At 54.3% G+C, this 24679-nt stretch carries 26 protein-coding genes; 7 read left to right on the top strand and 19 right to left on the bottom strand.

The window, feature by feature from the left end:
* Window positions 1-94: 94 nt before the first annotated feature.
* Window positions 95-988: a nuclear transport factor 2 family protein gene (locus QSV34_RS09695; protein ID WP_289154183.1), complete on the bottom strand. Its 894-nt coding sequence runs from the start codon at window positions 986-988 to the stop codon at window positions 95-97.
* A gap of 94 nt (window positions 989-1082) precedes the next feature.
* On the bottom strand, window positions 1083-2000 hold the full coding sequence (locus QSV34_RS09690; RefSeq protein WP_289154181.1) for an alpha/beta hydrolase: 918 nt from the start codon (window positions 1998-2000) through the stop codon (window positions 1083-1085).
* A gap of 238 nt (window positions 2001-2238) precedes the next feature.
* Here QSV34_RS09690 and QSV34_RS09685 point away from each other — a divergent pair, with 238 nt between their 5' ends.
* Window positions 2239-3123 (top strand): helix-turn-helix domain-containing protein, encoded by an 885-nt coding sequence (locus QSV34_RS09685; RefSeq protein WP_289154179.1) that lies wholly within the window; start codon window positions 2239-2241, stop codon window positions 3121-3123.
* Between the two features lie 38 nt (window positions 3124-3161).
* Here QSV34_RS09685 and QSV34_RS09680 read toward each other — a convergent pair whose 3' ends face one another.
* The 4 genes from QSV34_RS09680 to grxD form a co-directional block, all read right to left on the bottom strand.
* The gene (locus tag QSV34_RS09680) at window positions 3162-3416 is read right to left on the bottom strand and encodes a hypothetical protein (protein WP_289154178.1); all 255 of its coding nucleotides are present in this window, start codon (window positions 3414-3416) and stop codon (window positions 3162-3164) included.
* 2 nt (window positions 3417-3418) lie between these two features.
* A complete protein-coding gene (locus QSV34_RS09675; protein WP_289154177.1) occupies window positions 3419-4144 on the bottom strand; it encodes an AAA family ATPase in 726 nt (241 codons plus the stop codon).
* Between the two features lie 275 nt (window positions 4145-4419).
* On the bottom strand, window positions 4420-5022 hold the full coding sequence (locus QSV34_RS09670) for a peroxiredoxin (protein ID WP_289154176.1): 603 nt from the start codon (window positions 5020-5022) through the stop codon (window positions 4420-4422).
* Between the two features lie 133 nt (window positions 5023-5155).
* Complete coding sequence (gene grxD / locus QSV34_RS09665) at window positions 5156-5491, bottom strand: Grx4 family monothiol glutaredoxin (protein WP_289154174.1); 336 nt, start codon at window positions 5489-5491, stop codon at window positions 5156-5158.
* Between the two features lie 227 nt (window positions 5492-5718).
* Here grxD and QSV34_RS09660 point away from each other — a divergent pair, with 227 nt between their 5' ends.
* The gene (locus QSV34_RS09660) at window positions 5719-6894 is read left to right on the top strand and encodes an acetylornithine transaminase (RefSeq protein ID WP_289154173.1); all 1176 of its coding nucleotides are present in this window, start codon (window positions 5719-5721) and stop codon (window positions 6892-6894) included.
* Window positions 6891-7808: an ornithine carbamoyltransferase gene (gene argF, locus QSV34_RS09655; protein ID WP_289154171.1), complete on the top strand. Its 918-nt coding sequence runs from the start codon at window positions 6891-6893 to the stop codon at window positions 7806-7808. The genes QSV34_RS09660 and argF overlap by 4 nt, the downstream gene beginning before the upstream one ends.
* Window positions 7809-7942: 134 nt before the next feature.
* Here argF and QSV34_RS09650 read toward each other — a convergent pair whose 3' ends face one another.
* From QSV34_RS09650 to QSV34_RS09620, 7 genes are all read right to left on the bottom strand, one after another.
* The gene (locus QSV34_RS09650; RefSeq protein ID WP_289154169.1) at window positions 7943-8731 is read right to left on the bottom strand and encodes a heme ABC transporter ATP-binding protein; all 789 of its coding nucleotides are present in this window, start codon (window positions 8729-8731) and stop codon (window positions 7943-7945) included.
* Between the two features lie 15 nt (window positions 8732-8746).
* Window positions 8747-9793: a FecCD family ABC transporter permease gene (locus QSV34_RS09645; RefSeq protein ID WP_289154168.1), complete on the bottom strand. Its 1047-nt coding sequence runs from the start codon at window positions 9791-9793 to the stop codon at window positions 8747-8749.
* Entirely contained in the window at window positions 9786-10649 is an 864-nt protein-coding gene (locus QSV34_RS09640; RefSeq protein WP_289154166.1) for a heme/hemin ABC transporter substrate-binding protein, read from the bottom strand. The genes QSV34_RS09645 and QSV34_RS09640 overlap by 8 nt, the downstream gene beginning before the upstream one ends.
* Window positions 10637-11770 carry a hemin-degrading factor gene (locus QSV34_RS09635; RefSeq protein WP_289154164.1) on the bottom strand — a complete coding sequence of 378 codons (1134 nt, stop codon included), beginning with the start codon at window positions 11768-11770 and terminating at the stop codon, window positions 10637-10639. The genes QSV34_RS09640 and QSV34_RS09635 overlap by 13 nt, the downstream gene beginning before the upstream one ends.
* An 18-nt stretch (window positions 11771-11788) precedes the next feature.
* Window positions 11789-13990, bottom strand: coding sequence for a TonB-dependent hemoglobin/transferrin/lactoferrin family receptor (locus QSV34_RS09630; RefSeq protein WP_289154161.1), 2202 nt, complete (start codon window positions 13988-13990; stop codon window positions 11789-11791).
* A 67-nt stretch (window positions 13991-14057) separates the two neighbouring features.
* Window positions 14058-14225: a hemin uptake protein HemP gene (locus QSV34_RS09625; protein WP_289154158.1), complete on the bottom strand. Its 168-nt coding sequence runs from the start codon at window positions 14223-14225 to the stop codon at window positions 14058-14060.
* A gap of 86 nt (window positions 14226-14311) precedes the next feature.
* Entirely contained in the window at window positions 14312-14776 is a 465-nt protein-coding gene (locus QSV34_RS09620) for a hypothetical protein (protein WP_289154156.1), read from the bottom strand.
* 183 nt (window positions 14777-14959) lie between these two features.
* Between QSV34_RS09620 and QSV34_RS09615 the strand changes: the two genes are divergently transcribed.
* From QSV34_RS09615 to QSV34_RS09600, 4 genes are all read left to right on the top strand, one after another.
* Window positions 14960-15502 carry a DinB family protein gene (locus QSV34_RS09615; RefSeq protein ID WP_289154153.1) on the top strand — a complete coding sequence of 181 codons (543 nt, stop codon included), beginning with the start codon at window positions 14960-14962 and terminating at the stop codon, window positions 15500-15502.
* Window positions 15490-16263, top strand: a complete 774-nt coding sequence (locus tag QSV34_RS09610; protein ID WP_289154151.1) for an NRDE family protein — start codon at window positions 15490-15492, stop codon at window positions 16261-16263. The genes QSV34_RS09615 and QSV34_RS09610 overlap by 13 nt, the downstream gene beginning before the upstream one ends.
* Window positions 16260-17381, top strand: a complete 1122-nt coding sequence (locus QSV34_RS09605; RefSeq protein WP_289154149.1) for an ATP-grasp domain-containing protein — start codon at window positions 16260-16262, stop codon at window positions 17379-17381. The genes QSV34_RS09610 and QSV34_RS09605 overlap by 4 nt, the downstream gene beginning before the upstream one ends.
* Window positions 17382-17537: 156 nt before the next feature.
* Window positions 17538-19283: a bifunctional lysophospholipid acyltransferase family protein/GNAT family N-acetyltransferase gene (locus QSV34_RS09600; protein WP_289154148.1), complete on the top strand. Its 1746-nt coding sequence runs from the start codon at window positions 17538-17540 to the stop codon at window positions 19281-19283.
* Window positions 19284-19311: 28 nt separating this feature from the next.
* Here the strand turns inward: QSV34_RS09600 and QSV34_RS09595 are convergent, their stop codons facing one another.
* The 6 genes from QSV34_RS09595 to QSV34_RS09570 form a co-directional block, all read right to left on the bottom strand.
* Complete coding sequence (locus QSV34_RS09595; RefSeq protein ID WP_289154145.1) at window positions 19312-19578, bottom strand: type II toxin-antitoxin system RelE family toxin; 267 nt, start codon at window positions 19576-19578, stop codon at window positions 19312-19314.
* Window positions 19562-19774, bottom strand: coding sequence for a type II toxin-antitoxin system RelB family antitoxin (gene relB / locus QSV34_RS09590; protein ID WP_289154143.1), 213 nt, complete (start codon window positions 19772-19774; stop codon window positions 19562-19564). Before relB ends, QSV34_RS09595 begins: the two co-directional genes overlap by 17 nt.
* Window positions 19775-19920: 146 nt before the next feature.
* Window positions 19921-20340 carry a hypothetical protein gene (locus tag QSV34_RS09585; RefSeq protein WP_289154142.1) on the bottom strand — a complete coding sequence of 140 codons (420 nt, stop codon included), beginning with the start codon at window positions 20338-20340 and terminating at the stop codon, window positions 19921-19923.
* A 55-nt stretch (window positions 20341-20395) separates the two neighbouring features.
* Window positions 20396-21220 carry an HDOD domain-containing protein gene (locus QSV34_RS09580; protein ID WP_289154141.1) on the bottom strand — a complete coding sequence of 275 codons (825 nt, stop codon included), beginning with the start codon at window positions 21218-21220 and terminating at the stop codon, window positions 20396-20398.
* An 85-nt stretch (window positions 21221-21305) separates the two neighbouring features.
* Window positions 21306-22733 (bottom strand): aldehyde dehydrogenase family protein, encoded by a 1428-nt coding sequence (locus tag QSV34_RS09575; RefSeq protein ID WP_289154139.1) that lies wholly within the window; start codon window positions 22731-22733, stop codon window positions 21306-21308.
* A gap of 139 nt (window positions 22734-22872) precedes the next feature.
* Window positions 22873-24525: an acetolactate synthase large subunit gene (locus tag QSV34_RS09570; protein ID WP_289154136.1), complete on the bottom strand. Its 1653-nt coding sequence runs from the start codon at window positions 24523-24525 to the stop codon at window positions 22873-22875.
* Window positions 24526-24679: the final 154 nt, after the last annotated feature.

The following is a 24679-nucleotide window of genomic DNA, read 5'->3' as shown; positions in this document are numbered from 1 at the left end:
AAGCGGGAAATCGACCGCACAAAAAATGCCAGCACTATGCTGGCATTTTTTGTGGTTCCTGATTAATCAGAGACCATCTGAAAACAACCGAGAACTATTTGAGTTGATCCAGCAATCCAAAACCTCGCGCAGCAACAACAGGATCAAAAATTTCTACGTACTCGGTAATCTTACCTTCATCATTAAAACGGAAAGTCGAGTAGTATTTATTTTCATAAATGCCCGCACCGTTCTTAAGCTTCATCTTTCCCTGATAGCGAACGAAAACTATATTGGGGTCTTCCGTGGCTAAAATTTCTTCAACAGGAAAAATCATGCCATCGAAATAACCAGGTACCGGTGCCCAGTATTTCAACAACTCTTCCCGCCCCACAGCGCCAGAGGGAAATACGCCGCCAGTGTACGGGTTAATTTGCACGCCATCTTCAGCAAACAAATTCACCAAAGCGGGGATATCTTCCTGTTCCAGATACTTGAAAAAAATACGAACCGTGGCTTTGTTGCGCTCACCAATACCACCGCTGTTGCCGGGCAAGAGCTTGCTGCCAGCCGCAGCCATTGCCGGCCCGAACACCTCTCGGGTGCCTTGCTCACCTTCAAGATTGAAGGTCATTGAGGTGATTTTCCATTGGCCATTTTGCCTGGCGAGTTTGTAGTCATAACTGCCATCTACCTGCCAGAAAAGGTCATCGACCCAATGATAGGCCATAACATCCGCAGTCGCTGTGGCGTTATTACCATTCACACTCACCTGTACGTTAGAAAGGCCATGACGGGTGCGATCAAAACCCGGCAACACACTGGCCCATTCAGACATCAATTGCTCAGGGGTTTTGGTGGCAGGAGCCTGGCCGTTTAAAGACGAATAATCCAAGGTAAACTCATCCGCGTAGAGGCGAGCCAGGGCATCGTACTCGCTGCGATCCGCCAGAAGACCGACGCTTTCAACAATACCGGCTACAGCCGCTTGATCGGGGGTAATCATCATTGCTTCCTTTTGAGGCTGACGTTCTGGTTGGTTACTGCAAGCCATAAGCAAAGTCATCACAGCGAACAGAGTGATCATCGGTTTTATTGACACACTATTGCCCCTTAAAAAACGCCGCCACCGCATCGGAGGCTTCAGCCACAACATCGCGGCGATCATAGAAATCGAATTGAGAAACCTCATCGCCGAACCACAACTTTTTGAGTGGCGCCTCAGTCAGTTGCTCAAAGTGATCTGCCCCTGCAGGCAACGCCATACCCGACGACCCCACCAATAAAACAGGTTTGCCCAAACGCTCAGCAGAGGCTAAACCGTCATAAGTTAACCAAGGCTTCCAGGTCAACACGCTGAATTGATTGTCGTACGCCGGGATCAAGCCACGGTTCTCCTCGGTGTAATAAGGTGCTTCAAACATCGGTGCGGTATTGTCCGTCGTGCTGGCTGCGGTAAGAACGACAGAGCTGTCGGCAATTTCGCCTTCTTCGCTGGCTGCAATCAGCCCAGAGGCGGCGTCTGAGCCACCGTAGATGGCTTCAGCCATTTCCGGGTTATGCAACCAGGGAGCCACCAGAGCCAATTTGGAAAGCTGGGAGCTGTCTGCTACCGCGGCGGCCATATAACCAGAAGAGGCGCAAATACCCAGACCAGAAAGCTGCGTAGCATCTACATCGCTGCGGCTTGCCATGTAGCTGGTAGCGGCGAGAATATCGGTGGTTTTTACCGTGGGGTCTTCCACGTAACGGCGATCACCGCCACTTTCACCCCAGCCGGTAAAGTCAAAGGCCAATGCCACCAATCCACGCTCCGCAAGTTCACGAGCGTAAGTGCCGGGCATTTGCTCCTTCACCGTCGTCCACGCGCCGGTGACAATAACCGCAGGGGCGACGCCCTTCAGCTCAGCTGGCTTATAAATAACACCTTTTAAGGTAACCCCATTGCTGTCGAAGCTGACGAACTCTTTGGTGATATCGGCAGAGTCTGCGGTGTTTTGCAGGTTGATAAATTGGCTCATTGGAACCTCCTTCACATAACTTGTTGATGTTTCTGACGACTGGAAAGCGGTGTCGCTAGCACCGCAGGCAGTCAATACGCCCACAGCTGTGGCACACAGAATGATTTTTTTGAGGCTGTTCATGGTTGCGCTCTCCCGTTTTATGACCGGGGAGAAAAATATCAATCCGGCGCAAACCGTTATAGGAAAAGGCTGCTTATTTTTTGAAGATTCCTGCTCTGCGCGTTATCTTTCAAGCATGAGTAATTATCAGGACAGTTACCCGTCAGAACCCCTACTGCGCTCCGGTGATCAAGTGCGCAAAAGTGCCGGTGAACTCCTGTCGCTGGAGTATTTTGAAGCTGAACCCGACAGCATGGCGACACAGGCATTCAGCCAGCACCACATACTGATTAACCTGAAGGACGAACCTCACCGCTTGGAAAACTGGCGTGGCGGTCAACACAGGGATTTCACATTCAGCAAGCACGACATCGTGGTTACCCCCGCTGGCCTGGAAAGTGGCTGGCGCTGGCATGCGCGCTCAAAATGCATTGTGGTTACTCTGGAGCCGGGTAAACTTGAAACATTTACCCAGAGTGAGTTGGGCCGCTTATTAACCGATCAGCAGCTTCTCGACCTGCCCCACTTCAAAGACGAAGACATTGCCAATGCCGCTGTTATGCTGCTTGATGCCCTGCAGCTGGAAGGTTCAAGTTCCGATGTGATGTTTGAAAGCCTGGCGCGAGTCTTTTTGGTCAAACTTGTTAACAAGTATGGAGATGACCGCAGCGATGATATTACTTACTCGGACAAATTTACCGCCAAGCACTACAAGCGGGTGCTGGATTTTGTCGCCAACCATTTTGGCGATTCGATTCAAATTGACGATTTGGCCCGGGACATCGGCATGTCGTCATCCCACTTCTCACGATTGTTTAAGCAGGTGATTGGCGACACACCGTACCAGTTTTTGATGCGCTACAGAGTTGAGCGAGCGGCGGAGATGATTGCCAACACAAAGAAGCCGCTTTTCGATATTGCGCTGAGCTGCGGTTTCTCGGATCAGGCGCATTTAACGCGTATTTTTAAGCAGTTTAATGATGCCACACCGAAATTATGGCGTAAGCAGAATGCGCTTTAACATCAAAAATCCAGAAGTGGTATTGATCCCACTCCAGCTCAAGCCATCCTGAACTGCATATTTGGATTACAGCAAATACTGCTCAACTCAAAGCCACGGTCACGCAACAGTTCACAAGCCACATTCTGTTGTTCCCGTGCCACTGCCACGTAGTAACCCTGATCAGCTCCAGCAACTGTCACATGACCACCAGCCATCATATCCAGAGAGTCTACGCCTTCGCTGACCAGCAGCGAATGAATAACTGCAAACAGTCCACCATCATGGCAAAAGGCAATTTTTGCGTAAGCCATTCTTAGCCCTCATCAAACAACCACTTAAAATACCGCTCCGGTGACTCCAGAAAGCCCTTAGTGAGCTGGTAGTGGTCCGTTTCCTGATACTGAATCTCGCGTATTGCCCCATCATCAAAGCTGATAATTTTGGCGTCAGGATAAGCCAGTAAAATCGGTGAGTGGGTGGCAATTAAAAACTGGGCATCGCCAGGGGCTTCCAGCTGGCGAATAATACTCATAAAGGTCAACTGACGCTGGGGAGACAAGGCCGCTTCCGGTTCGTCGAGAATATAAAAACCCTGCTCAAAGCGGTTTTCAAACAGCGCCAGAAAAGATTCGCCGTGCGATTGCCGATGCAAGGATTTGCCCCCGTAGGCACGCAAATCTGATACGCCTTCAATATAGGTGGCGAAATTGAAAAAGCTCTCCGCTCGGAGAAAAAATCCCTCTGTAGTTTTGGGAAACCAGGACAGACTCAACGCCTGTGCCAATTCAGAACGCTCGGCAAAACTGGCACGGTGGTGGTCGCGATTGCCGCCTTCCGGATTAAACCCGCAACACTCAGCCAGTGCTTCAAGCAGTGTGGATTTGCCGCTGCCGTTTTCGCCCACCAGAAAGGTAACTCGTTTATCCAGCTGAATATTTATGCCAGCGGAAAATGCCGGGATATTGAATGGGTAGCGGCTGCGATCGAATTTTTCTTCGCATCCGATAATGCTGTGCAGAAACGGTGAACCGGTTTTCATAGCTCGTTACAGGATTCCTTTCATAGCCACAGTCTTACATATGGATAGCCACAAAACTAGAGCGCTCTACAGTTACAGGCTAGATGTCAGATGCAGGCAATGCGGTGGATTACGGCTTCGCCTAATCCCCCCTACGGGTTCGTGCTAACTTTGCAGACTACAGGTTACAACTAACAACGTAGGGCGGATTAGCGTTAGCGTAATCCGCCGCTAAAGCACAAAAAAACCGGGCCTCGCAAAAGGCCCGGTTTTTATTTGTGCAAAACAGCTATGGCTTACAGCTTGTCAGCGTTCTCGCTCAGGTAAGCGGCAACGCCTTCACCGGAAGCGGTCATGCCCGCATCGCCTTCGTTCCAGCCAGCGGGGCATACTTCGCCGTGTTCCTGGTGGAAGTTGAGGGCGTCAACCATGCGCAGCATTTCGTCTACGTTGCGGCCCAGAGGCAGGTCGTTAACTACCTGGTGGCGAACCACACCGTCTTCGTCGATCAGGAAGGAGCCACGGAAAGCAACGCCAGCGTCGGCTTCTACGTCGTAAGCCTGGCAGATTTCGTGTTTTACGTCGGCAACCAGAGCGTATTTCACCGGGCCGATACCGCCATCGTTAACGGCAGTGTTGCGCCAGGCGTTGTGGCTGAACTGAGAATCGATGGAAACACCGATCACTTCAACACCGCGCTTTTGGAATTCCTCGTAGCGGTGATCGAAAGCGATCAACTCGGAAGGACATACGAAAGTGAAGTCCAGCGGGTAAAAGAAGATCACAGCCTTCTTGCCCTTGATGGACTCTGCCAGGTTGTAATCGCCAACGATTTCGCCGTTGCCCAGCACTGCCGCTGCGGTAAAGTCCGGTGCTTGTTTGCCTACTAAAACGCCCATGGGGTTCTCCTGTACAGTAGATATCAAAAATGTGCGCCACTCCCTGTGGAGCAGCGCTGTAATCAATTTGAGTGATAAATTTTACTCAAACCTTTTATAAAATCTCATTAATTTACGCTATACCAATAATAGCTCAGCTATCGCCGTTTTCAGCATCGGCGGTCGCCTCGGTGACCAGCTCTTTCAGCTCGCCCTTTTCGTACATCTCAGTGACGATGTCACAGCCGCCGATCAGCTCACCTTTCACCCACAATTGTGGAAAGGTTGGCCAGTTGGCGAATTTCGGCAAGTTAGTGCGAATCTCCGGGTTGGAAAGCACATCCACATAGGCAAAGCGCTGGCCACAGGCCATCAGTGCCTGCACGGTGCGCGCGGAAAAACCACATTGAGGCTGATTGGGGGAGCCTTTCATATAAAGGATCACGTCGTTGCTTTCGACCTGATCGCGGATGGTATCCATAATTTCCATGGGCTTGTTACCTCTGGCTTGTTACTTCGGGCTGAGCTCGTACCGAACGGGCTGGAAGGCCGCTGATTCTACTCCATTGGGCAGATGCGAAAAACCACAAGTTTTTCAAGACTATTTGCCTACAGCAAACCCTACCCAGCCCGGAGTATTTCTACACCGTATCCACCATTCCACCGCTTGCTGCACTGTTATATGATGTGCGGTTTTCCCGCTCACAGGAGTCCAGCGTGGCGAGCAATGCATTAATGAACAACTACGGCACCCGCGCCATCACCGTTACCAAAGGCAGCGGCAGCTGGCTGTGGGACGACCAGGGCAAAAAATACCTGGATGCCATCTCCGGCATTGCCGTGTGCGGCCTGGGCCACGCGCACCCAGCGGTGACAGCGGCCCTGTCTGAACAAGCGGCCACTTTAGTTCACGCCTCCAACCTGTACAACCTGCAACCTCAAGAGCAGTTGGCGGAAAAGCTGCGCGCCCTATCCAGCATGGACAATATGTTTTTTGCCAACTCCGGTGCCGAAGCCAACGAAGCCGCCATTAAACTGGCGCGCCTGCACGGCAACAACAAAGGCATTGCCGTGCCCACCATCGTGGTGATGGACAACGCCTTTCACGGCCGCACCATGGCTACACTCACCGCCACTGGTAACCCCAAAGTACAGCTGGGCTTTACCCCCTGCCTGGACGGCTTTGTACGAGTGCCATTTGGCGACGCGGATGCCGTGGAAGCTGCGGTTAAAAGCAACCCCAACATCGTTGCTGTACTGGTGGAGCCCATTCAGGGAGAAGGCGGTATTCACACGCCAAATGACGATTACCTGAAACAATTGCGCACCTTGTGTGACAACCACGACCTGCTGTTGATGCTGGATGAAATTCAAACCGGCAATGGCCGTACCGGCAAGTACTTTGCTTACCAACACGCGGACATCCTTCCGGATGTACTGACCACCGCCAAAGGGCTTGGTAACGGCGTACCTATTGGTGTTTGCATGGCCTCTGGCAAGGCTTCACAGCTGATGCAACCGGGCAGCCATGGCTCCACTTTTGGTGGCAATCCACTGGCTTGCAGCGTCGGTTTAGCCGTAGTGGACACGTTGCAAAAAGATAACCTGGCAGAGCGCGCCGCACAGCTCGGTGAACAGCTGCAACATCAACTGCGAGAACGCCTGAGCCAATGCCCTCACTTTGTTGAAGTACGCGGCAAAGGCTTGATGATCGGCATAGAGCTGACCCACCCTTGCGCCCAGCTGGTCGCTGCTGCCGCTGCAAAAGGACTGTTGATTACCGTTACTGCAGAGCGAGTTATACGCCTGCTGCCACCACTGAACCTGACAGACAACGAAGCCAGCTTGCTGGTCGATACCCTGGTTACCCTGATTGAGGAGTTTTCATCATGACGCTCACAACCAAACCACGCCATTTCCTGACCCTGCAAGACCTTAACCGGGATGAACTGCAGCGTATTATCGAGCGCGCCATTGAAATGAAAGCCCAGCATCGCGCGGGCACCGCTGGCAAGCCCTTAGAAGGAAAAGTGTTGGCGATGATTTTTGAAAAATCCTCCACTCGCACCCGAGCCTCCTTTGAAGCGGGCATGGCGCAGCTGGGAGGCAGCGCCCTGTTTCTGTCTTCCAACGACACCCAACTGGGGCGCGGCGAGCCTGTTGAAGATTCCGCCCGGGTTATCTCTCGCATGACCGATATCGTGATGATCCGAACCTTCGAACACGCCAAGGTGGAACGTTTTGCGGAATACTCGCAGGTGCCGGTGATCAATGCCCTGACCGACGATTACCACCCCTGTCAGCTGCTGGCGGATATTCAAACCTACACCGAGCACCGTGGCTCTCTGCAAGGCAAAACCGTCGCCTGGGTGGGTGATGGCAACAATATGTGCCACTCCTACATCAACGCCGCTGACCTGCTGGACTTTCAACTGAATATCGCTTGCCCCGAGGGTTACGAGCCCAACAGCGAACTGTTGGAAAAACACGCCGCTCGCATCCAACTCACCCGCGACCCCAAACAAGCCGTGGCTGGCGCTGATTTAGTGGTTACCGATACCTGGGCCTCCATGGGCCAGGAAGACGAGAAAAAAGCTCGCGAGCAGGCGTTTGCAGGCTATATGGTAGATCACGACCTGATGTCACTGGCCGCCAATGACGCCCTGTTTATGCACTGCCTGCCCGCTTACCGGGATATGGAAGTGTCCAGCGAATTGATTGAAGACGGTAATATTTCCGTGGTGTGGGATGAGGCCGAAAATCGACTGCACGCCCAGAAGGCGTTGATGGAGTTTTTGTTACAGTAAACCTCTGCTGCCTATTACTCGCCGTCATTGCGAGGCTGAAAGCCGTGGCAATCTCCATCAGCACACTGCCAATTTGAACGAGATTGCCGCGGCCTTCGGCCTCGCAATGACAAGCATTTTTTTGATACTAACCATCACCCCGTCATGGCATAAGCCACCACTACCTGGCTGGCTCGCTGCGGGTGGTTGATGGTTACAAGGGGCATTTCGTAGATATCGCTCAACAGGCGGTCATCAAACACCTCATCTGTTGGCCCACTGGCGTGTAAGCGGCCGTTTTTCAGGGCCCATACATGGTCCGCAAACAATGCTGCCAAATTGAGATCGTGCAACACGCAACAAACCGTTAGCCCATTGCGCGCCAATTTCTGCAATTGCTCCAAAAGCAGGTGTTGATGATGCATGTCCATGGCGCTGGTGGGTTCGTCCAACAATAAAGTTGCCGGCTCACCTCGCTCAATAGGCTCCCACAGTTGCGCCAGTACCCGTGCAAAGTGTACGCGTTGGCGCTCACCACCAGAAAGAGTACTGAATACCCGTTCGGCCAACTCACTGGCCCGCGCCCGTTCAAGAGCCGCAGCGATAACCCTTTGCTGCTGAACTTCCGTATCCGCTTTTAGCGCGCGCCCCAATGCCACCACTTCCTCTACCTTGAGTGGAAATGGCAACTCCAGGTTTTGCGATAACACCGCGCGACGCTGAGCCAATTCAAAACGACGCATATTGGCGAGCCGAAAACCGTCGAAGGCCACGCTGCCACTGGTGGGTGAAATGCCTCCTGCCATTGCATTCAACAACGTACTTTTGCCCGCGCCATTGGGGCCGATAATGGCAGTCAACGCATTTCGCGGCAACTCCGCCCACACGGAAGTCAGTAAATCTTTGCCGCCCACAGAAACACCCACGTCTTTTAGCGCAATCATATTATTGCCTCCTGATTACAAGCGGTTTTTGCGAAATTGGGAAATCAACAGCCACAGAAAAAATGGCCCACCGAGCAAACTGGTCACCACCCCTACTGGCAATTCGGCCGGGGAGATCAACGTACGGGCGCCGGTATCTGCAAACACCAGCAACGCGCCCCCCAATAGAAAGGACAGCGGCAGCAAAGTACGATGGTTTGCTCCCCACACCAGGCGTACCAGATGGGGGACGATCAAGCCCACAAAACCGATAATGCCTGCAGCAGCCACCGCCGCGCCCACCAAAACCGCGCTCGCCACTATCACGTTACGCTGGATACGGCGCACATCAAAACCACTGTACTCAGTTTCCCGCTCCCCCAGTTGCATCAGGTTGAGAGCAACCCCATAGCGGCGCAGCCAAAACAGGGCCGGAATCATCAGCGTGGCACTGGCGACTACCGATCCCCACTCTGACCGCCCCAAACTGCCCATCGTCCAGAAGGTCATGGTGCGCAGTTGTTGATCATCGCTGATAAAAGTCAGTAAACCGTTGCCAGACATGGTGATGGCATTAAATGCCAACCCCACCAACAAGAGCACCGTCACCGACCCGGCGGCCCAATGACGCACCACTTTAAGCACCAGAAAGCTGGCAATGCAGCCCCCGGCAAAAGCAAACAGATTGAGGCCGTACAGCGCCCAATAGCCGGACAACACGCCATCGAGGAAAACAATATAAAGGCCTACCGCCAGTGCACTGCCACTGGCGACACCAATCAGCCCCGGCTCCGCCAGCGGGTTGCGAAACAACCCCTGGATGGCGGCACCCGCATAGGCCAGGCTGCCACCAACCAGTATCGCCAGCACTACTCTGGGCAGGCGAATATGCCAGAGCACCGCTTGCTCTATGGCAAAGCTCTGACCGTCACTTGAGCCACTAAGCAGCGCCTGGAAGGGTAAAGACATGGAGCCATTAAACAGCGCCAGCACTGCAGCCAATAACAACAGTGTGACAGCCACACCCTGTGCGGGCATTTTCTTAAGTGGCGCAAAGAACAAAGCACCAGAGCCGTTATTCACCCTCAGCGCTCTCCTGAAAATCGGCTTTTATCTGCGCCAGAACGCTGGGTGTGCGCAAACCAAAACCCAGTAACAAGAGAGCGTCGTAATCCAGCACACGACGGTTTTTACCGGCCTCAGTCAGCTTAATACCGGGAAGATTTAACACACCTGTCACTCCCCCCAACTGTTTCTGCCCCTGAGAAGTCACCACAATAATATCTGGATTGGCCTGTACTACCGCTTCGGCGGTCATGGGTTTGTAACCGGAAAAACCCGAGAAGGCATTGCGGCCACCGGCCAGCTGAATAATGGTGGCCGCCGAGGTGTCCTCTCCTGCCACCATGGGAGTGCCACCGCCGTGGCCGAGAATAAACAACACCTGTGGCGAATCTGGCATGGTATTCCTACCAGGCACTGCGTCTGTACTCTGCAATCTCTTGCGAAACGAATTTGCCAACTGTTCACCGCGCTGGGAAATGCCAAAGGCAGCGGCCACTTGTTCAATTTTCTGCTCAACCGCCGACAACGAGGTCTGCGCCGTTACCCGAACCACCGGAATACCCGCTGTCTGCAGTTGAGGCCAGATAGTGGCCGGGCCGGCGTTGTCACTGGCAATCACCAAATCCGGTTTCAGGCTGGCAATGCCCTCGACTGAAAGAGCACGCAGGTATCCCACCTTGGGCAGTTCATCGGTTTTGGCGGGGTAAACACTGGTGGTGTCCGTAGCCACCAGGCAATGTTCTTGCTCCAGGGCGTAGACAATCTCGGTAATATCGCCGCCAATGCTAACCACTCGCCCTGGGCAATCCGCAAATGCCTGACCCGCCATAGTCAGCAGACCAATCAGCAATGAGGGGAAACTTAACTGGCGCAACTGAAATCCCCTTCCGGGCTGAGGGCACACTCACAGGCCACCACAATATCCCGCCACAACGCCAACTCAGGCTCACCCTGCTGGCGCCTGCCAAACAATTGCACCACCAGCTCACCATTGGCATCGTAGGCTTCAATGGCGGTAATGACTCCGTCTTTACTGGGTTTGCGTGTCACCCAGCATTGATCAATACCACTGGCATCCAGATGCAGGTTAAAGCGCTCATCCAATACGTTGAACCATTGCCCTACCTGACGCAGGTTGTTTACCGAACCGGTGTGGATTTGCACGCAGCCGTGATTACTAACGAACACCATAATGTCGCAGCCTTTGCAGGCCGCTTGTTGCAGGGCCACCTGCACTGTTCCCAACGGCACCTGATTGGCCAAATCCACTGGCATAAGCTGCAGCGCGGTCAGGCGTTCCACCTTGTGCTTGCGCAACATCGGGAAAAACTGGTGCACATCGGTAAGGGCGCGCCAGTCCTGTTCCAATGCGGAAATATCCACCACCGTCGGCGCGTTACTGGGTGTCTGTTGCTTTGCTGGCAACACATCAGGCCACAGTGGCCTCTCTGCTCGATGGCGAGACACCAGTCGGTGATAGGCCGACAGATCGCTGGCGGCGGTGAGGTAAATCTTGTGGAGCGCCACACCCTGGGGGTCAAAAAACTGCAAACTGTAGCGCTCTCCAAATTCCAGAGGCTCTGTTACCGCAAAACCGAAACACCAACGGCTGAGAAACAAGCGCAAATCGATGTCCGGGTTGAGCGCCATACCCATTGTTGGGCTTTCGCCTTTTTCATCATTTTCAGAGCCGAAAAAGGACAGGTTGTGGTACACCCCGTGACGCTCGTGAACACAGTATTGATTACGTGTGAGTGCCATAACGTCGCCAAGCTCAGCCACGTCTGAAAGAATGCCGGGCCAGTCCTCGCTGAGACGCACTGCGTTGATATCCCCTCGGCAGGCCAACAATTCTGCCTCTGACACCTGCAATACCGCAGCGGCATTGCGTGGCCGCAGTTTCGGCTGCTGATGCTTCAATTCCTTGTATTGCTGCTGCAAGCGTTCAAATTCAGGCTTTTGTTTAACTGTTTGTGCTGTGGCTGATCTTGTCACGGTTCCATCTCCTGAAAATTAAAATTCCACGCGTACACTGGCACGTAATTGGCGACCACTCTGTTGAGCTAACGCGATGGCAGAGGCATCACTGGCATCAACGCCACGCAGGTCATTCCACTGGGCATAGGCTTTGTCGAACACATTGAAGGCACCGATGCGCAGCAGGGTGTTGTCGGCCAATTGATAGTGGCCAATCAGATCCACCACGCCATAGCCAGCCCCCGCCGTATTGCCATCATCTGCCAAGCGCTTCTGGCGAGTGGCTGCACTGACGCGGGTTTCAACTCCCCATAAACCGGTGGGCTCGGCATAAGACAGGCCCAGCACCCCATTGAGCGGATCAACGGAATCCAGGGGCGCGGCTTCTGTGTGGTTGTCGCCCCTGGCATAGGCCAGGCTGCCACGCAAAGACCAGCTTTCTGCCAGGTACCATTGGCCATTGAGTTCAGCACCGCGTATCTCCACCGAGTCGATATTGCGGTTCTGAAAAACTCGAATACCCTGATCTACCCGCAAAAAACCGGAGTCGATAAAATTGCGGTAGTCGTTTTGGTAGAGGGCAAAATCCACGAAACCCTGGTCAAAGCGGGCTTTTAAGCCGACCTCAATGCCCTTGCTGGTTTCTGGCTGTAGGTTGGGGTTGGGAATCACGGCGTAGCCAAAGGCACGATTGACGAACGACTGGTTGGCATCGCTGTAGTTGGGCGGTCGAAAACCCTCTGCGTACTGCACGGACAATGTCAGGTTATCGTTAAGGGCGTAGAGCGCGCCAAAATTCAACGACAGCTCACCTTCATCCAATGGCGCCAGGCGACCACCCAAGGCGCTGGTATCCACCACCCCACGACTGTCGGCGGTGAGCTTGTGAGCGTCATAACGCAACGCCGGAATCACGGTAAGGCCACTGTCGCCAAAGACAATTTCATTCTGGCCGTACAGTCCCCAGCGGGTAGATTCGGTATCCGGGAAGGTTTTATTGGGAAAACTTTCGGCAGGCGCGAAAGGAAAAGCAATGATATCGGTGGTTTGCTGACCGGTAGTCAGATTGGTTTCGGTGCGGCTGCGAGGGCGCTCGGTGTCCAGAGTTTCATAGGTAAAACCGTAGACCACGGTGTGCTGAATATTCCCCTGGCTAAACCCTTTGTGCGCCACCAGGTCGAGTCCCTGTACCTGCTGATTGAATTCAAAATCGCTAACCCTCAGTACAGGGGTGCCCGTGGGGGCAGAGGCGAATGAAAAGCCGGTGCGACGCTGGCGAGTAGTTTGCAAACCCTCGCTGTCTTGCCAGTAGAAACGAGTATCCAGGCTGTCCGCCAAGCTGCTTTGCAGCGTCCAATTGTGAGCAACACTGAAACGGTTACGCTGTTTTCGATCCTCACCAGTGGCTTCGATAACACCTCTGACTTCTTGAGAGTCCAGTTCAAAATCATTGCGCTCGTGAAAGCTGTCCAGTGCCACTACCACACGGTGATTGTCACCGGTTGGCAGCGACCATCTCACCAACAGGTTATCGCTAACACCTTCCAGAGGGTCGAAACGGGCGCTGCTGTTGAGTTCCTGCTCGGAAAACTGGCGCCGAGTGTATTGCAGCAGCCCGGCACCCCAACGCCCTTGTGCAGCTCCCACAAGGCCAACCTTGCCCTCGTCCCTGGACTGGTCACTGGAAAAGTTGGCGGCAAAGTAGCGCTGTTCATCTTGACTCAAATAGTCTTCCGGATCTTTGGTATTGAGCAACACCACCCCACCCAAGGCATCAGCCCCGTAGAGCGCAGACGCCGGCCCACGGATAATTTCCACGGAGGTCAGATCATCGGTTTCAAACAGGTCACGGCCGTTGGAGAAATAATTGTCGACACTGCGAATACCATCCACCAGGTTGAGCACTCGTACCCCGCCAATACCGCGAATCACAAAGCCCTGATTACCACCGCGCTGAGAATTGGCAACGGACACGCCGGGCTGATAACGCACCACATCCGCCAGCTCTGCCACCAGTTCCCGTTCGATGTCGTCTTTGGAAAATACCGATATGGTTCCAGCCACATCCGAAGCGCCTCGATTCAAGCGAGTGGCAGTGGTTATCACCTCTTCATAAAGCGCAGTGTCATTGCTGGGGCCAGCTTCTGTCGCAGGGCTGGAGTCAGCCTGTACTGCCGTAGAAAATAGTGTAGAAGTAAAGGCAGCCAAGGCGGCCACCCCTGTGATTGAACAGCTCATAAAACCTCTCTCGGTGGGTTTTAATAGCTGCCTCACAAAGGTGGGTGGCTGATTGAAGAAAATGGAATTATTTGGTGAGAATCAATTTGTTCTGCTTGGTTTTGCGCAATTGGTAGAAGTGGCCACCATGGCGAATCATGATGACGACGGAATTGCCCAGCAAGTCATCACTGGACACGATATTACTTTTAATTTGCAGTTGCCTAGCTTGGGAGTGGGTTGAATCGATGTCCATGGTGAGCCTCTTCAATATTGATAATGAGAATTATTATCAATAAAAATTTAAAGGTCAACCCTCGGATATAACTTTTTACTCACAGATCAGACAACATTCCCTGGTCGCCGCATCCAGGCCAACCAGGCGGCGCTCAACCACACCCCACAGGCCATAAAGAAAAGTGCGTATTCCCGCGGGCAATCAGCGCCCTCCGCACAGGGTTCCAACGGGGGGAACAACCCCAACGGCGTTAACACATGGAAGAAAATGGCACCGGACATCACCCCCAGCGCCAGTAGCGCCCCGTAAAACCGGGTAGCGGTAATAATCAGCAGGATGCTGGCCAACAGTTCCGTGAGGCCGATCACCAGGCCACCATTGGCCTTAAAGCCCTCGCCAATGGCCTGTAGCCCCAGGTCATTGATCATCCAGTCACCCACCTGCTGGAAGATATACACCGTCACATAGGGCGCTTCGTTGCCAAACAACTCGGCAAACTTGAAAAACAGCGACTGGATAAATACAAAGGCGATAAACGCCACCAGAACCCATTCCAGTTTTTTGTTCATAATGACCTCAGTCAAACGTCGATATTTCTTTACAGTGTACTATCTGTGGCACTGAATCGCCCGGTCGCACCTGAAATGGTCAACAGGTATAATGTGCGCCGTTTTTTTGCCATGGAATTATTTGCAAGGCCGTGAGTCGAACAGGCTTAACATCTGCAATAAAACTGCGGGCATCGCCCGCCAATGCGAGTTATTTTGCTGAAAAATCAACAACAAGACATTTTGGTTGATCAAAACATTCTGATCCTGCACAGCCTGCGCACGATCATCAGTGATCTGGACGATCAAACCTACACCGCCACCCGCGAGCCCTATTACAGCTCCTCCCTTGGTGCCCACACCCGCCACATACTGGATCACTACCTGATGTTGCTGGCGGGCGTGGACAGCGGTGAAGTGAATTACGACAACCGCAACCGCGACCCGGAAGTGGAGACCAACCGCGACCACGCCAAGGCCACCGTTGGCCGTATTATCGACGGTCTCAAGCAACTGCCAGGCATGGATACCCCAGTGAAAGCCATCATCAACGTCAGTGTGGATAGCAGCCCCTTGCCTCAGGATTCCACCCTGGGCCGCGAACTGGTGTTCCTTCACGGTCACACCACCCACCATCACTCGTTGATGGCACTGATTATGCGTTTACAGGACAAAACGGTCGGCAGCGACTTCGGCTTTGCCCCCGCGACCCTTAAATACCGGAGTGAACAGGCATGTGCACGCTGAGCTGGATACAGCACCAGGACAGCTATAGCCTGGTATTTAATCGCGACGAGCTCAACAGCCGCCAGCGGGCCCTGCCCCCGGCGCTGAAAACCGCTGACGACGGCAGCCTGTACCTGTCTCCTACGGACACTGACGCTGGCGGCAGCTGGCTGCAGGTGAACGAGCACGGCCTTACGGCCTGCCTGCTCAACTATTACGCCGCCGATCGTGCACCCAGCGACGACGTGCACAGCCGCGGTGAAATCGTGCTGATGTTAACCGGCTGTCGCAGCATTGCTGAGGCGGAAGTGATTGTTAAGCAACTGAACACCAGCCACTACCGGGGCTTCGATCTGGTGCTGATGGAAGCCAATCAGCGCCCGGTGCAGTACCGCTGGGACGCCGTCAGCCTGACTCGCCATTTGCCGGAAATCCCGCTCACCTCCTCGTCCTATCGAACTCAGGAAGTGTGTGATTATCGCCGCGAACTGTTCCTGCGCAGCGCCCCGCGAAATCTGCAACAGCTGTTGGCCTTCCACGATTGCCACGATGCCGAGGCATCCGCCCACCTACCACCGCCCTCACCGGCCCACGCCCCCTGCATGCACCGGGCCGACGCCAAAACCGTGAGCCAGTGTGTGGTGGAAGTGAACCCCAATCAGGTATCGATCCGCTACGCCGACGGTAGCCCCTGCCGCAATCCACTGTCGGCACCGCTGCAACTGGACAGAGCCAGTGCGGAAACCATGACCACCAATGGCGCCTGTGCGTTGGCCTCATGAACAGCGCATCGCAATCGTCACAAAGCAGTCACACGGCCCCAGGCATGCCGCAGCTGGAACACAGCGACAAGGCGGTATCACATTTTGAGTTCTGGCCCACCTGGCTGGTGTACCTGCCGGTGATTTTTCAGTGGCTGGGGCTGGCCATCCGCTATCGCTCCCTGTCGCTGCCTCTGGTTGCCAACCCCAACGTGGAAATGTCTGGCATGGTGGGGTTTTCCAAAAGCGACCTGATGGCGTCCGCTTCTGTGGAAAGTCAGCGCTATATCCTGCCGTTTATTACCCATCGCACAGGTGCGCACTTTGAAAGCGATCTGGCGGATATTCACAAACGTCTTGTCGAGCAAGACCTGCAACTGCCTCTGGTCGGCAAGCCGGATCTCGGCTGCCGCGGTGCTGGCGTATGCCTGCTGGAAACCGACGATGAATTGGCCGACTACCTGCGCAGCTATCCTCAGGGTGGCACCTTTATGTTGCAGAAGCTGGCCAACTGGGAGCCGGAAGCCGGGGTTTTCTACATTCGTCACCCTGACCAACCCCAGGGCGAAATCATTTCCCTGGCACTGAAGTACACCCCCTACGTAACCGGTGACGGTCGCAGCACTCTGGCAGAATTGATGGCCAACGACCCTCGCGCCGGTCAGCTGCAACACCTGTATGAAGAACGCCACCGGGAGATGCTGGACAAAGTCATTGCCGCTGGCGAGCCCTACCGCTTGGTGTTTTCCGCCAGCCACTGCCGGGGAGCGGTGTTTCGCGACGGCAGCGAGTACATCACTGACACATTACGGCAAAAATTGGACGATATCCTCGGCGGGTTGCCGGAGTTTTATTACGGCCGGCTGGATATCAAGTTTCGCGATACCGACAGCCTGACCCGCGGTGAAGACCTGGAAATTGTTGAAATCAATGGTGCCAGTTCCGAATCACTGCACATCTGGGACAGTGGCGCCAAGCTCAGAGACGCCTGGAAAGCACTATTGTTCCAGTACAGCTCACTGTTTCGCATCGGCGCCAAAAACCGCCAGCGAGGCTTCCCTGCTCCGGGTATTCTGGCGCTGTGGAAAGCGTGGCAACATGAGCGGGCACTGGTGAAGCACTACCCTGAGACAGATTGACCGGAAACAGATTGAATTACCGTCATCGCGAGCGCAGCGCGGCGATCTCCATCTACAAAGTGCCCAAGTCACGAGATTGCCGCGTCGCCCTTCCTTAAACGGAAAGACTCCTCGCAATGACAAAGTAGAAATAAACCGAAAGCGAGTTAACGCACTATGACTGCAACCAACCCGTTTCGCATTGCCCTGAAAAGCCGCCCCATGGCGGTTGCCGTGGAGCGCATTCTTGGCCTGCACCGCCTGGCGGCCTGTTACGAGCAGCGCCCGGAGAATGCCGACACCCAGGAATTCCTGGATTTTGCCCTCAACTACCTTGGCATTCGCCTGCACACCCCCGGCGGCGAACAGAGCCTGGAGCAAATTCCCCGCAGCGGCCCTCTGTTGATTGTCGCCAACCACCCCCTGGGTGGTCTGGAAGGTATTGCCATCACCAAACTGCTGATGGCTATTCGCCCGGACATCAAAGTACTGACCAACGAACTGCTTACCCGCATCCCGGAATTTCAATCCATCTTTGTGGGCGTTAACGTGCTGTCGGAAAACGCCGCCCGTGAAAACATTCGCGGCATTCGCCAGGTGTCTCGCCACCTGGAAGAAGGCGGCGCTCTGCTGATGTTCCCGGCGGGCAAAGTGTCTGCCATCAACGTGCGCAACCGCCGTATTGAAGACCAGCCCTGGAATCGCCTGGCGGGCAAACTGCTGCAACGCAGCGGCGCTACCTGCCTGCCCATCCACGTGGGTGGCTACAACAGCAAACTGTTTTACTCACTGGGCCTGATTCACCCGAAACTGCGCACCGCCATGCTGCCCCGCGAGCTGACCAACAAGCAGAACAGCACTCTGTCGCTGACCATTGGCGAGCCCATTACCCCGGCGGAAGTGCGCCACCTTGAAAACGAGCGCGCCATTACCGACTACCTGCGCCTGGCCACGGACTTTCTCAACCTGCAATACGAACGCGCCAGCGCTCCTTCCGGCCTGACGTTTGCAAAAATCCCCGAACCCGGCGGTGAAGCCCATCAACACCTGCAAACCCTGACGGAATTTCGCCTGATCGAAAGCGATACATTCGATGTGTACTGTGTGCCCTACGATCGCCTGGGCCCGGTAATGACGGAAATTGGTATCGCCAGGGAAGTCACTTTCCGGGATGTGGGCGAAGGTACCGGCAACTCCATCGACACCGACCGCTTCGACCCCAACTACCTGCACCTGTTTATCTGGGACAAAAACGAACAGCGCATTGCCGGTGGCTACCGTATTGGCCATCCCCACTCCATTGCCGACGAACATGGCATGGATGCTTTGTACGCTCGCACCCTGTTCAACTTTGATCGCGAATACCTGGACAAAGTGGGTTGTTCACTGGAAATGGGCCGCTCCTTTGTCTACCCAGAATACCAGCGCCACCCCATGGTGCTGGATTTACTGTGGCGAGGCATTGGTGCATATGTGGCAAAGAACCCGCAATACCACACCCTGTTTGGTGCGGTGAGCATCTCCCGCGAATACTCCAACTTCGCCCGCGCACTGATCGCCGAGAGCATGGTTACCGCATTCCCTGCGGATCAGGAGTACATGGAAGACGTAAACCCCATTGTGCCGTTGAAAGTGTCGAAAAAGCCCTGGTCACAGGCGATGCTGAAATCTCTGAAACACGTTTCCGCCCTCAACAAACTGGTGGGCCGCTGCGACCCAGACAAAGGCCTGCCTACCCTGCTGCGCCACTACCTGTCCCTGAACGGCAAGTTTGTCTGCTTTTCGGTAAACAAAGTGTTTAACGACTCACTGGACGGGCTCATTCTGGTGGATATGCGCAAAATGCCCAGCAAGTATTTAAAGCGCTATTTGGGTAAAGAGGGGGCGAAAGGGTTTATGGAGAAGTGGCAGGCTGAAGAGTAGTTTCTTTAGCCGTCATTGCGACAGGCAGTTAACCGTAAACATCCCGGCGGTGGCCAACGGTCAGCACCAATACCACAAGAACATCATCTTTAATCTGGCAGATCATTCGGTAGTTGCGAACCCGGTAGCGCCATAGCCCTGCCAAGTCACGGGACAGAGGCTTACCAAATCGGCGGGGATCTTCATCGGTGGTAATGCGCTCACGAAAGTAGCGTAGGATTTCTTTTTGGGCTTGGCGGTCGAGTTTGCGCAACTCCTTTGCGGCCGCATCGTCAAATTCAACCTTCCAGGTCAATATCTTGCTCCATCTCGTCTAATGTCCAGCGCTTGCCGGGGTTTTCCAAACGGCTGATAGCCAGATACCTTTCTTCCATCTCATCCAAATGCTCCAGAATAGCTTCCCGTGCATAGAATGTTTTGGTGCGACCAGTTCTGTTGGCAAGCTGCGTCAGGCGATCCTCAACGTCTTTGGGTAATCGAATAGCTAACATGACAACCTCTTTTGCTATACATGTAAAACACGTATAGCATAACAGTTGGGTAGCTCAAGTAAAGTAATCCAATGACTCTTAAATAGTAGATCGCCTAAAAGCGAAGTCGTTAGATCGCCACGCTACGCTCGCGATGACAATATCTACTAGGCCACCTTGGCAATCTGATACGCCAGCAAGACCTTAATAGAACCTATCAGGAGACAAACTTTAGACGGGACTAGCAAGTACTTGGCAAATTGCAGGAAAACAAATGTAGAGCCACCACCAAGTATAGACGCGGCAATGGACCAAACAAGTACATATAAACAATAGAGACCAATGCCTAACACCATCCATTTCAGGCCAGGGACGGTTTCGGGCAATCTGTACCTTTTTTCACATTGCCTCAAAAAGAAAAATACTACTGTCCCAAGGAGGGCCAACACTATGGCTAAATTTGTAAAGTACTGGATGTATTTGGGTAGTCCGGAAAATAGCTCCCCTAAAGGCAGCACAGCTCTTACCCATCCCATGGGGAAAACTTGCATTAAAAATAATGAAAAACCCAGAGCAATAATTTTCATAAAATCTTCCTTGATAGAGTGATTGATGAGCAATAGGTGTAGGATAATCAATAACTCAAACCACCGCCAACTCTTCCCCACTAGCCTCCATCACCTCTTCCAACCGATCCAACACTTTATCTCGTGACAACGCCAACAATCTGGCCGCCGCTTCCGGGTAGTATTCTTCATCGCTTTCATCCAGCTCTTTCGCCACTGAACACAGCAGGTGATCGGCTACGGCCAACAGCGCGGCGTAGTTTTCTTCGCCTTCGTAATGTTGCGGTTCCAGTTGGTGGGCGATGGTGTGCTGGATGACTTCCGGGAAGTCCCAGCGTTGCGCCAGGGCTTCGCCCACTTCGGCGTAGTCCAGACCCATCAGATTTTTCTGGCTTTCGGCACGGCAGGCGCCCATTTCTTCGTAGCTATCGATGTCGGCACTCAATGACGGGTTGGCCATGCGAATCAGCAGGTCGCCAATGCGGTGCAGCATGCCGCACATAAAGGCGACGTTGGCGTCCAGCCCGGCGATTTTTGCCAGTTTTTGGCAGAGGCTTGCCACCTGGAAGCTGTGTTTCCAGAAAGTCTCTTTATCGAAGCCGGGCATATCCGGGAACATGCCAGTGGCGCTGGATGCCACCACCAGGGTGCGCAGTGCCGACATACCCAGTAACACCACCGCCTGGTCTAGGGTGGCCACATTGCGGGCACCGCCAAAGTAGGCGGAGTTGGCCAGGCGCAGCACTTTGGCGGCGATGACCTGATCTTGGGAGATTTTGTCAGCGATGACTTTGAGGTCTACATCCGCATTGTTTTCAAACGCCAGCAGAATTTCCTGGGCGATTTGCGGTAATCCGGGAGGCAGTTGCTGAACCCGTTTAAAAATTTCGTCGATGGTCATGGCAGGCAATCCGTTGTTGTTAATTATTATTTCGCTAGATTAGCACAGCCATAAAGCAACGGACTACGAAGCAGCGCTGGAAAAATCAGTGTGATGTGACGCGCATCACTGTCATTTTATCGATCTGCATTTCATCAATAGTGTGACCTATGCCACCCACGCCAAGCCCAGAGTGGCGCAGCCCCGCGAACGGCATCCCATCGTGACGAAAGGCGGTGTGTTCGTTAATCATCACCGCTGAGGCATCCAGCCAGTGGCAGATAGTCATGGCGCGGTCGATATCCTGACTGAATACCGCCGCCTGGAAGGCCACATCCAGGCTATTAGCGCGGCGAATGGCGTCGTCCAGTTTGTCGTAGCCGTACAGGCACACCACCGGGCCAAACACTTCCTGGGTGCTCACCTGGGCATCGTCCGGCGGGTTGACCAGCACAGTGGGGGCGTAGCAATTATTGCCCAATATACGGCCGCCCACTTTCAATTTCGCACCCTGCTGCTCGGCTTCCTGAACCCATTGGTGAACCCGTTCTACTTCGGCAGCGCGAATCAACGGCCCCACTTCGGTGGCATCCGCCAGCGGGTCGCCCACCGCCAGTTTGGAGGCGCCTTTAGCCAATTGTTCAGCGACTTTCTGCAACAGCGCGTTGGGCACATACACCCGCTGCACCGACACACACACCTGGCCAGCGTGGTAAAAGCCCCCTTTTAACAGCGCCGGAATCAACTTGCCCAAGTCGGCACTGGCGTCGACGATAACCGGCGCCGCGCCGCCGTGCTCAAGAGCGCACCGGGTACCGGGAGCCAGTTTGCCGCGCAACATCCAGCCCACTCTGGCGCTGCCAATAAACGAAAAGAAACCCACTCGCCTGTCGCTTACCAGAGCGGTGGCCAATTCCAGGGAATTGGGTATCGCCACCTGGCACCACTGCTCCGGCAAACCCGACCGGTGCAGTAATTCCACAAAACGCAAACAGGACAGTGGCGTATCCTGAGCCGGTTTAACAATCACCGGGCATCCCGCCGCAATGGCCGGGCCCACCTGGTGGACAATCAGGTTAAGGGGGTGGTTGAAGGCGCTGACCGCCACCACCACGCCAATGGGTTCTTTCTGGGTAAAGGCCATGCGATCTGCCAGTGGCATCGGCACCACGCCACCGGCATGCTGGGCAATGTGTTCCACACAGAGTTTGACCCCATCGATGGCCCGCTGCACTTCCACCCGTGAATCCAGCAGCGGCTTGCCTCCTTCTTCGGCAGCGCCGTTGGCCAGTTCATCAAACTGCTCGGCCATCAGTACCGCCGTGGCTTCCAATATTTCCACCCGCCGCTGTAACGGCAACCACTGGTCGCGGTCTCGAAACAGGGCGTAGGCAGTATTCAGGGCCAGCTCCACTTGCTGTTCATCGGCCAGGGCCACCGTGGCAATGTGCTCGCCGCTGTAGGGGGAGGAAACGGACAACGACTCTCCCTTGTCGGTGGCGCCGTGGATCATTGGGGGGAAGTGGTCAGTCATAGGGAATATCTACTTCAATATTGTCATCCTGAGGAGGCGAAGCCGACGTGAGGATCTCACCACTTGAAGGCTCTGAGATCCTCACGGTCGCTACGCTCCCTCAGGATGACATAGGGAAAGTCAGGAGTGACCTGTTCGATCAAATCGAGCAAGTCACCTTACCCAACCGCTCGGTCAAAATGCCGTTCTCGCGATAATCGATAGGCACCACCACCAGGCTTGGCCCCTGTTCGTTAAAGGCCGCTTCCAGGGAGCTGGCCAGGTCGCGGCTGTTGGCAACAAAGTGGCCGTGCCAGCCAAACGCATTGGCCAGTTGAATCCAGTCGGGGTTGCCGAAATCCAGTTCGGTGTGTTTGCCGAATTCGTTTTCCTGCTTCCAGGCAATCAGGCCGTAGGCGTTGTCTTCCCACACCATGGCCACCAGGTTGCAGTTGAGGCGGCGGGCGGTTTCCATCTCCTGCACATTCATCATAAAACCGGCATCGCCGGAAATGGCGAGGATGCGCTTGTCCGGGTGTACCAGGGCAGCGGCGATGGCGCCCGGCAGAGCAAAGCCCATGGAGCAGAAGCCGTTGGGAATCAGGCAGGTATTGGGTTCGTGACACTGGTAATGGCGAGCGATCCACATTTTGTGGGCGCCCACGTCGGACAGCAGAATATCGTCTGGCCCCATCACTTGACGGCAATCCCAGAGAACCTTCTGAGGGCGAATTGAATTCTCGGTGTCGTCGTCTTTGTGGGCGGTAAATTCAGCCCACATGTCGCGACGCACGGCTTTTTGCTGGTCAAGATCAAATTCCAGGGCACCAGCGGCATCCACTCGCTCATTGAGCATCCACAGGGCGTGGGCCAGATCGCCCACTACTTCTACTTCCGGGTGATAGCTCTCATCGATCTCGGCGGGCAGGAAGTCGATGTGCACAATTTCCTTGTCGCCGTCCGGGTTCCACAGGCTCGGGTGGTATTCCACCATATCGTAGCCGATGGTAATCACCAGGTCGGCAGCATCTACCGCACAGGAGACAATATCCTTGGCGCCAAGGCCGATGGTGTACAGGCAGTAATCCGCATCCATGTCCACACAGCCTTTGGCCATAAACGTGCTGACCACGCCGATACCGGTTTTTTCGCAGAGCATACGCAGCTGTTTGCTGGCACGGCGGCGAATACAGCCGTTGCCGGCAACAATCAGTGGCCGCTTGGCACTTTTGATCTTTTCAAACGCGCGGTCGATGGCTTTGTCGTCCGGCACCGAGCGGCGGAATTTTTTCACCGCCAGAGGCTTCTTGTCGGTTTCCCATTTGGCGATATCTTCCGGCAGCTCTACGTGCACAGCGCCGGGTTTTTCAGTGCGCGCCAAGCGCACCGCCTTGCGGGTAATCTCCGGAATGCTGTCGGCATGGATTACCTGGGTGGCCCATTTGGTGACTGGCTCGAACATACCCACCACATCCATCACCTGGTGGGACTCTTTGTGCAAGCGGGTGGAAGCACCCTGGCCAGTGAGCACCAGCATGGGTGCACGGTCCATATTGGAGTCGGCAACACCGGTAATGAGGTTAGTGGCACCCGGCCCCAAAGTACCCAGGCAGCCTGCGGGGTCGCCAGTCAGGCGCCCGTAAATTTCCGCCATAAAAGCCGCACCCTGTTCGTGGCGAGTGAGAATAAAACGAATTTGATCGCTCTGTTCCAGAGACATCATAAAGTCGGCGTTTTCCTCACCGGGAACACCAAAAATGTACTCGATGCCTTCTTCTTCCAGGCATTTAACAAACAAGTCGGATGCTTTCATGGGTTGCTCTCTTAATTATCTGTGGTTATGTGAAAGACGTTTGGATGGCCATAGAACCTGCACAACAGTTGACCAGTAAACATTGTTAAAAGTTATTTTCAACTGTTGGCCCCTACCCGGAATAGGTATGATACGGCAAAACTATTATCTTGAG

Origin of the sequence: Porticoccus sp. W117, from assembly GCF_030341905.1 — a bacterium.
GTDB lineage: Bacteria > Pseudomonadota > Gammaproteobacteria > Pseudomonadales > Porticoccaceae > SCSIO-12696.
The sequence above is the reverse complement of the archived record's forward strand: the minus strand, read 5'-3'. Positions and strand labels throughout refer to the sequence as shown.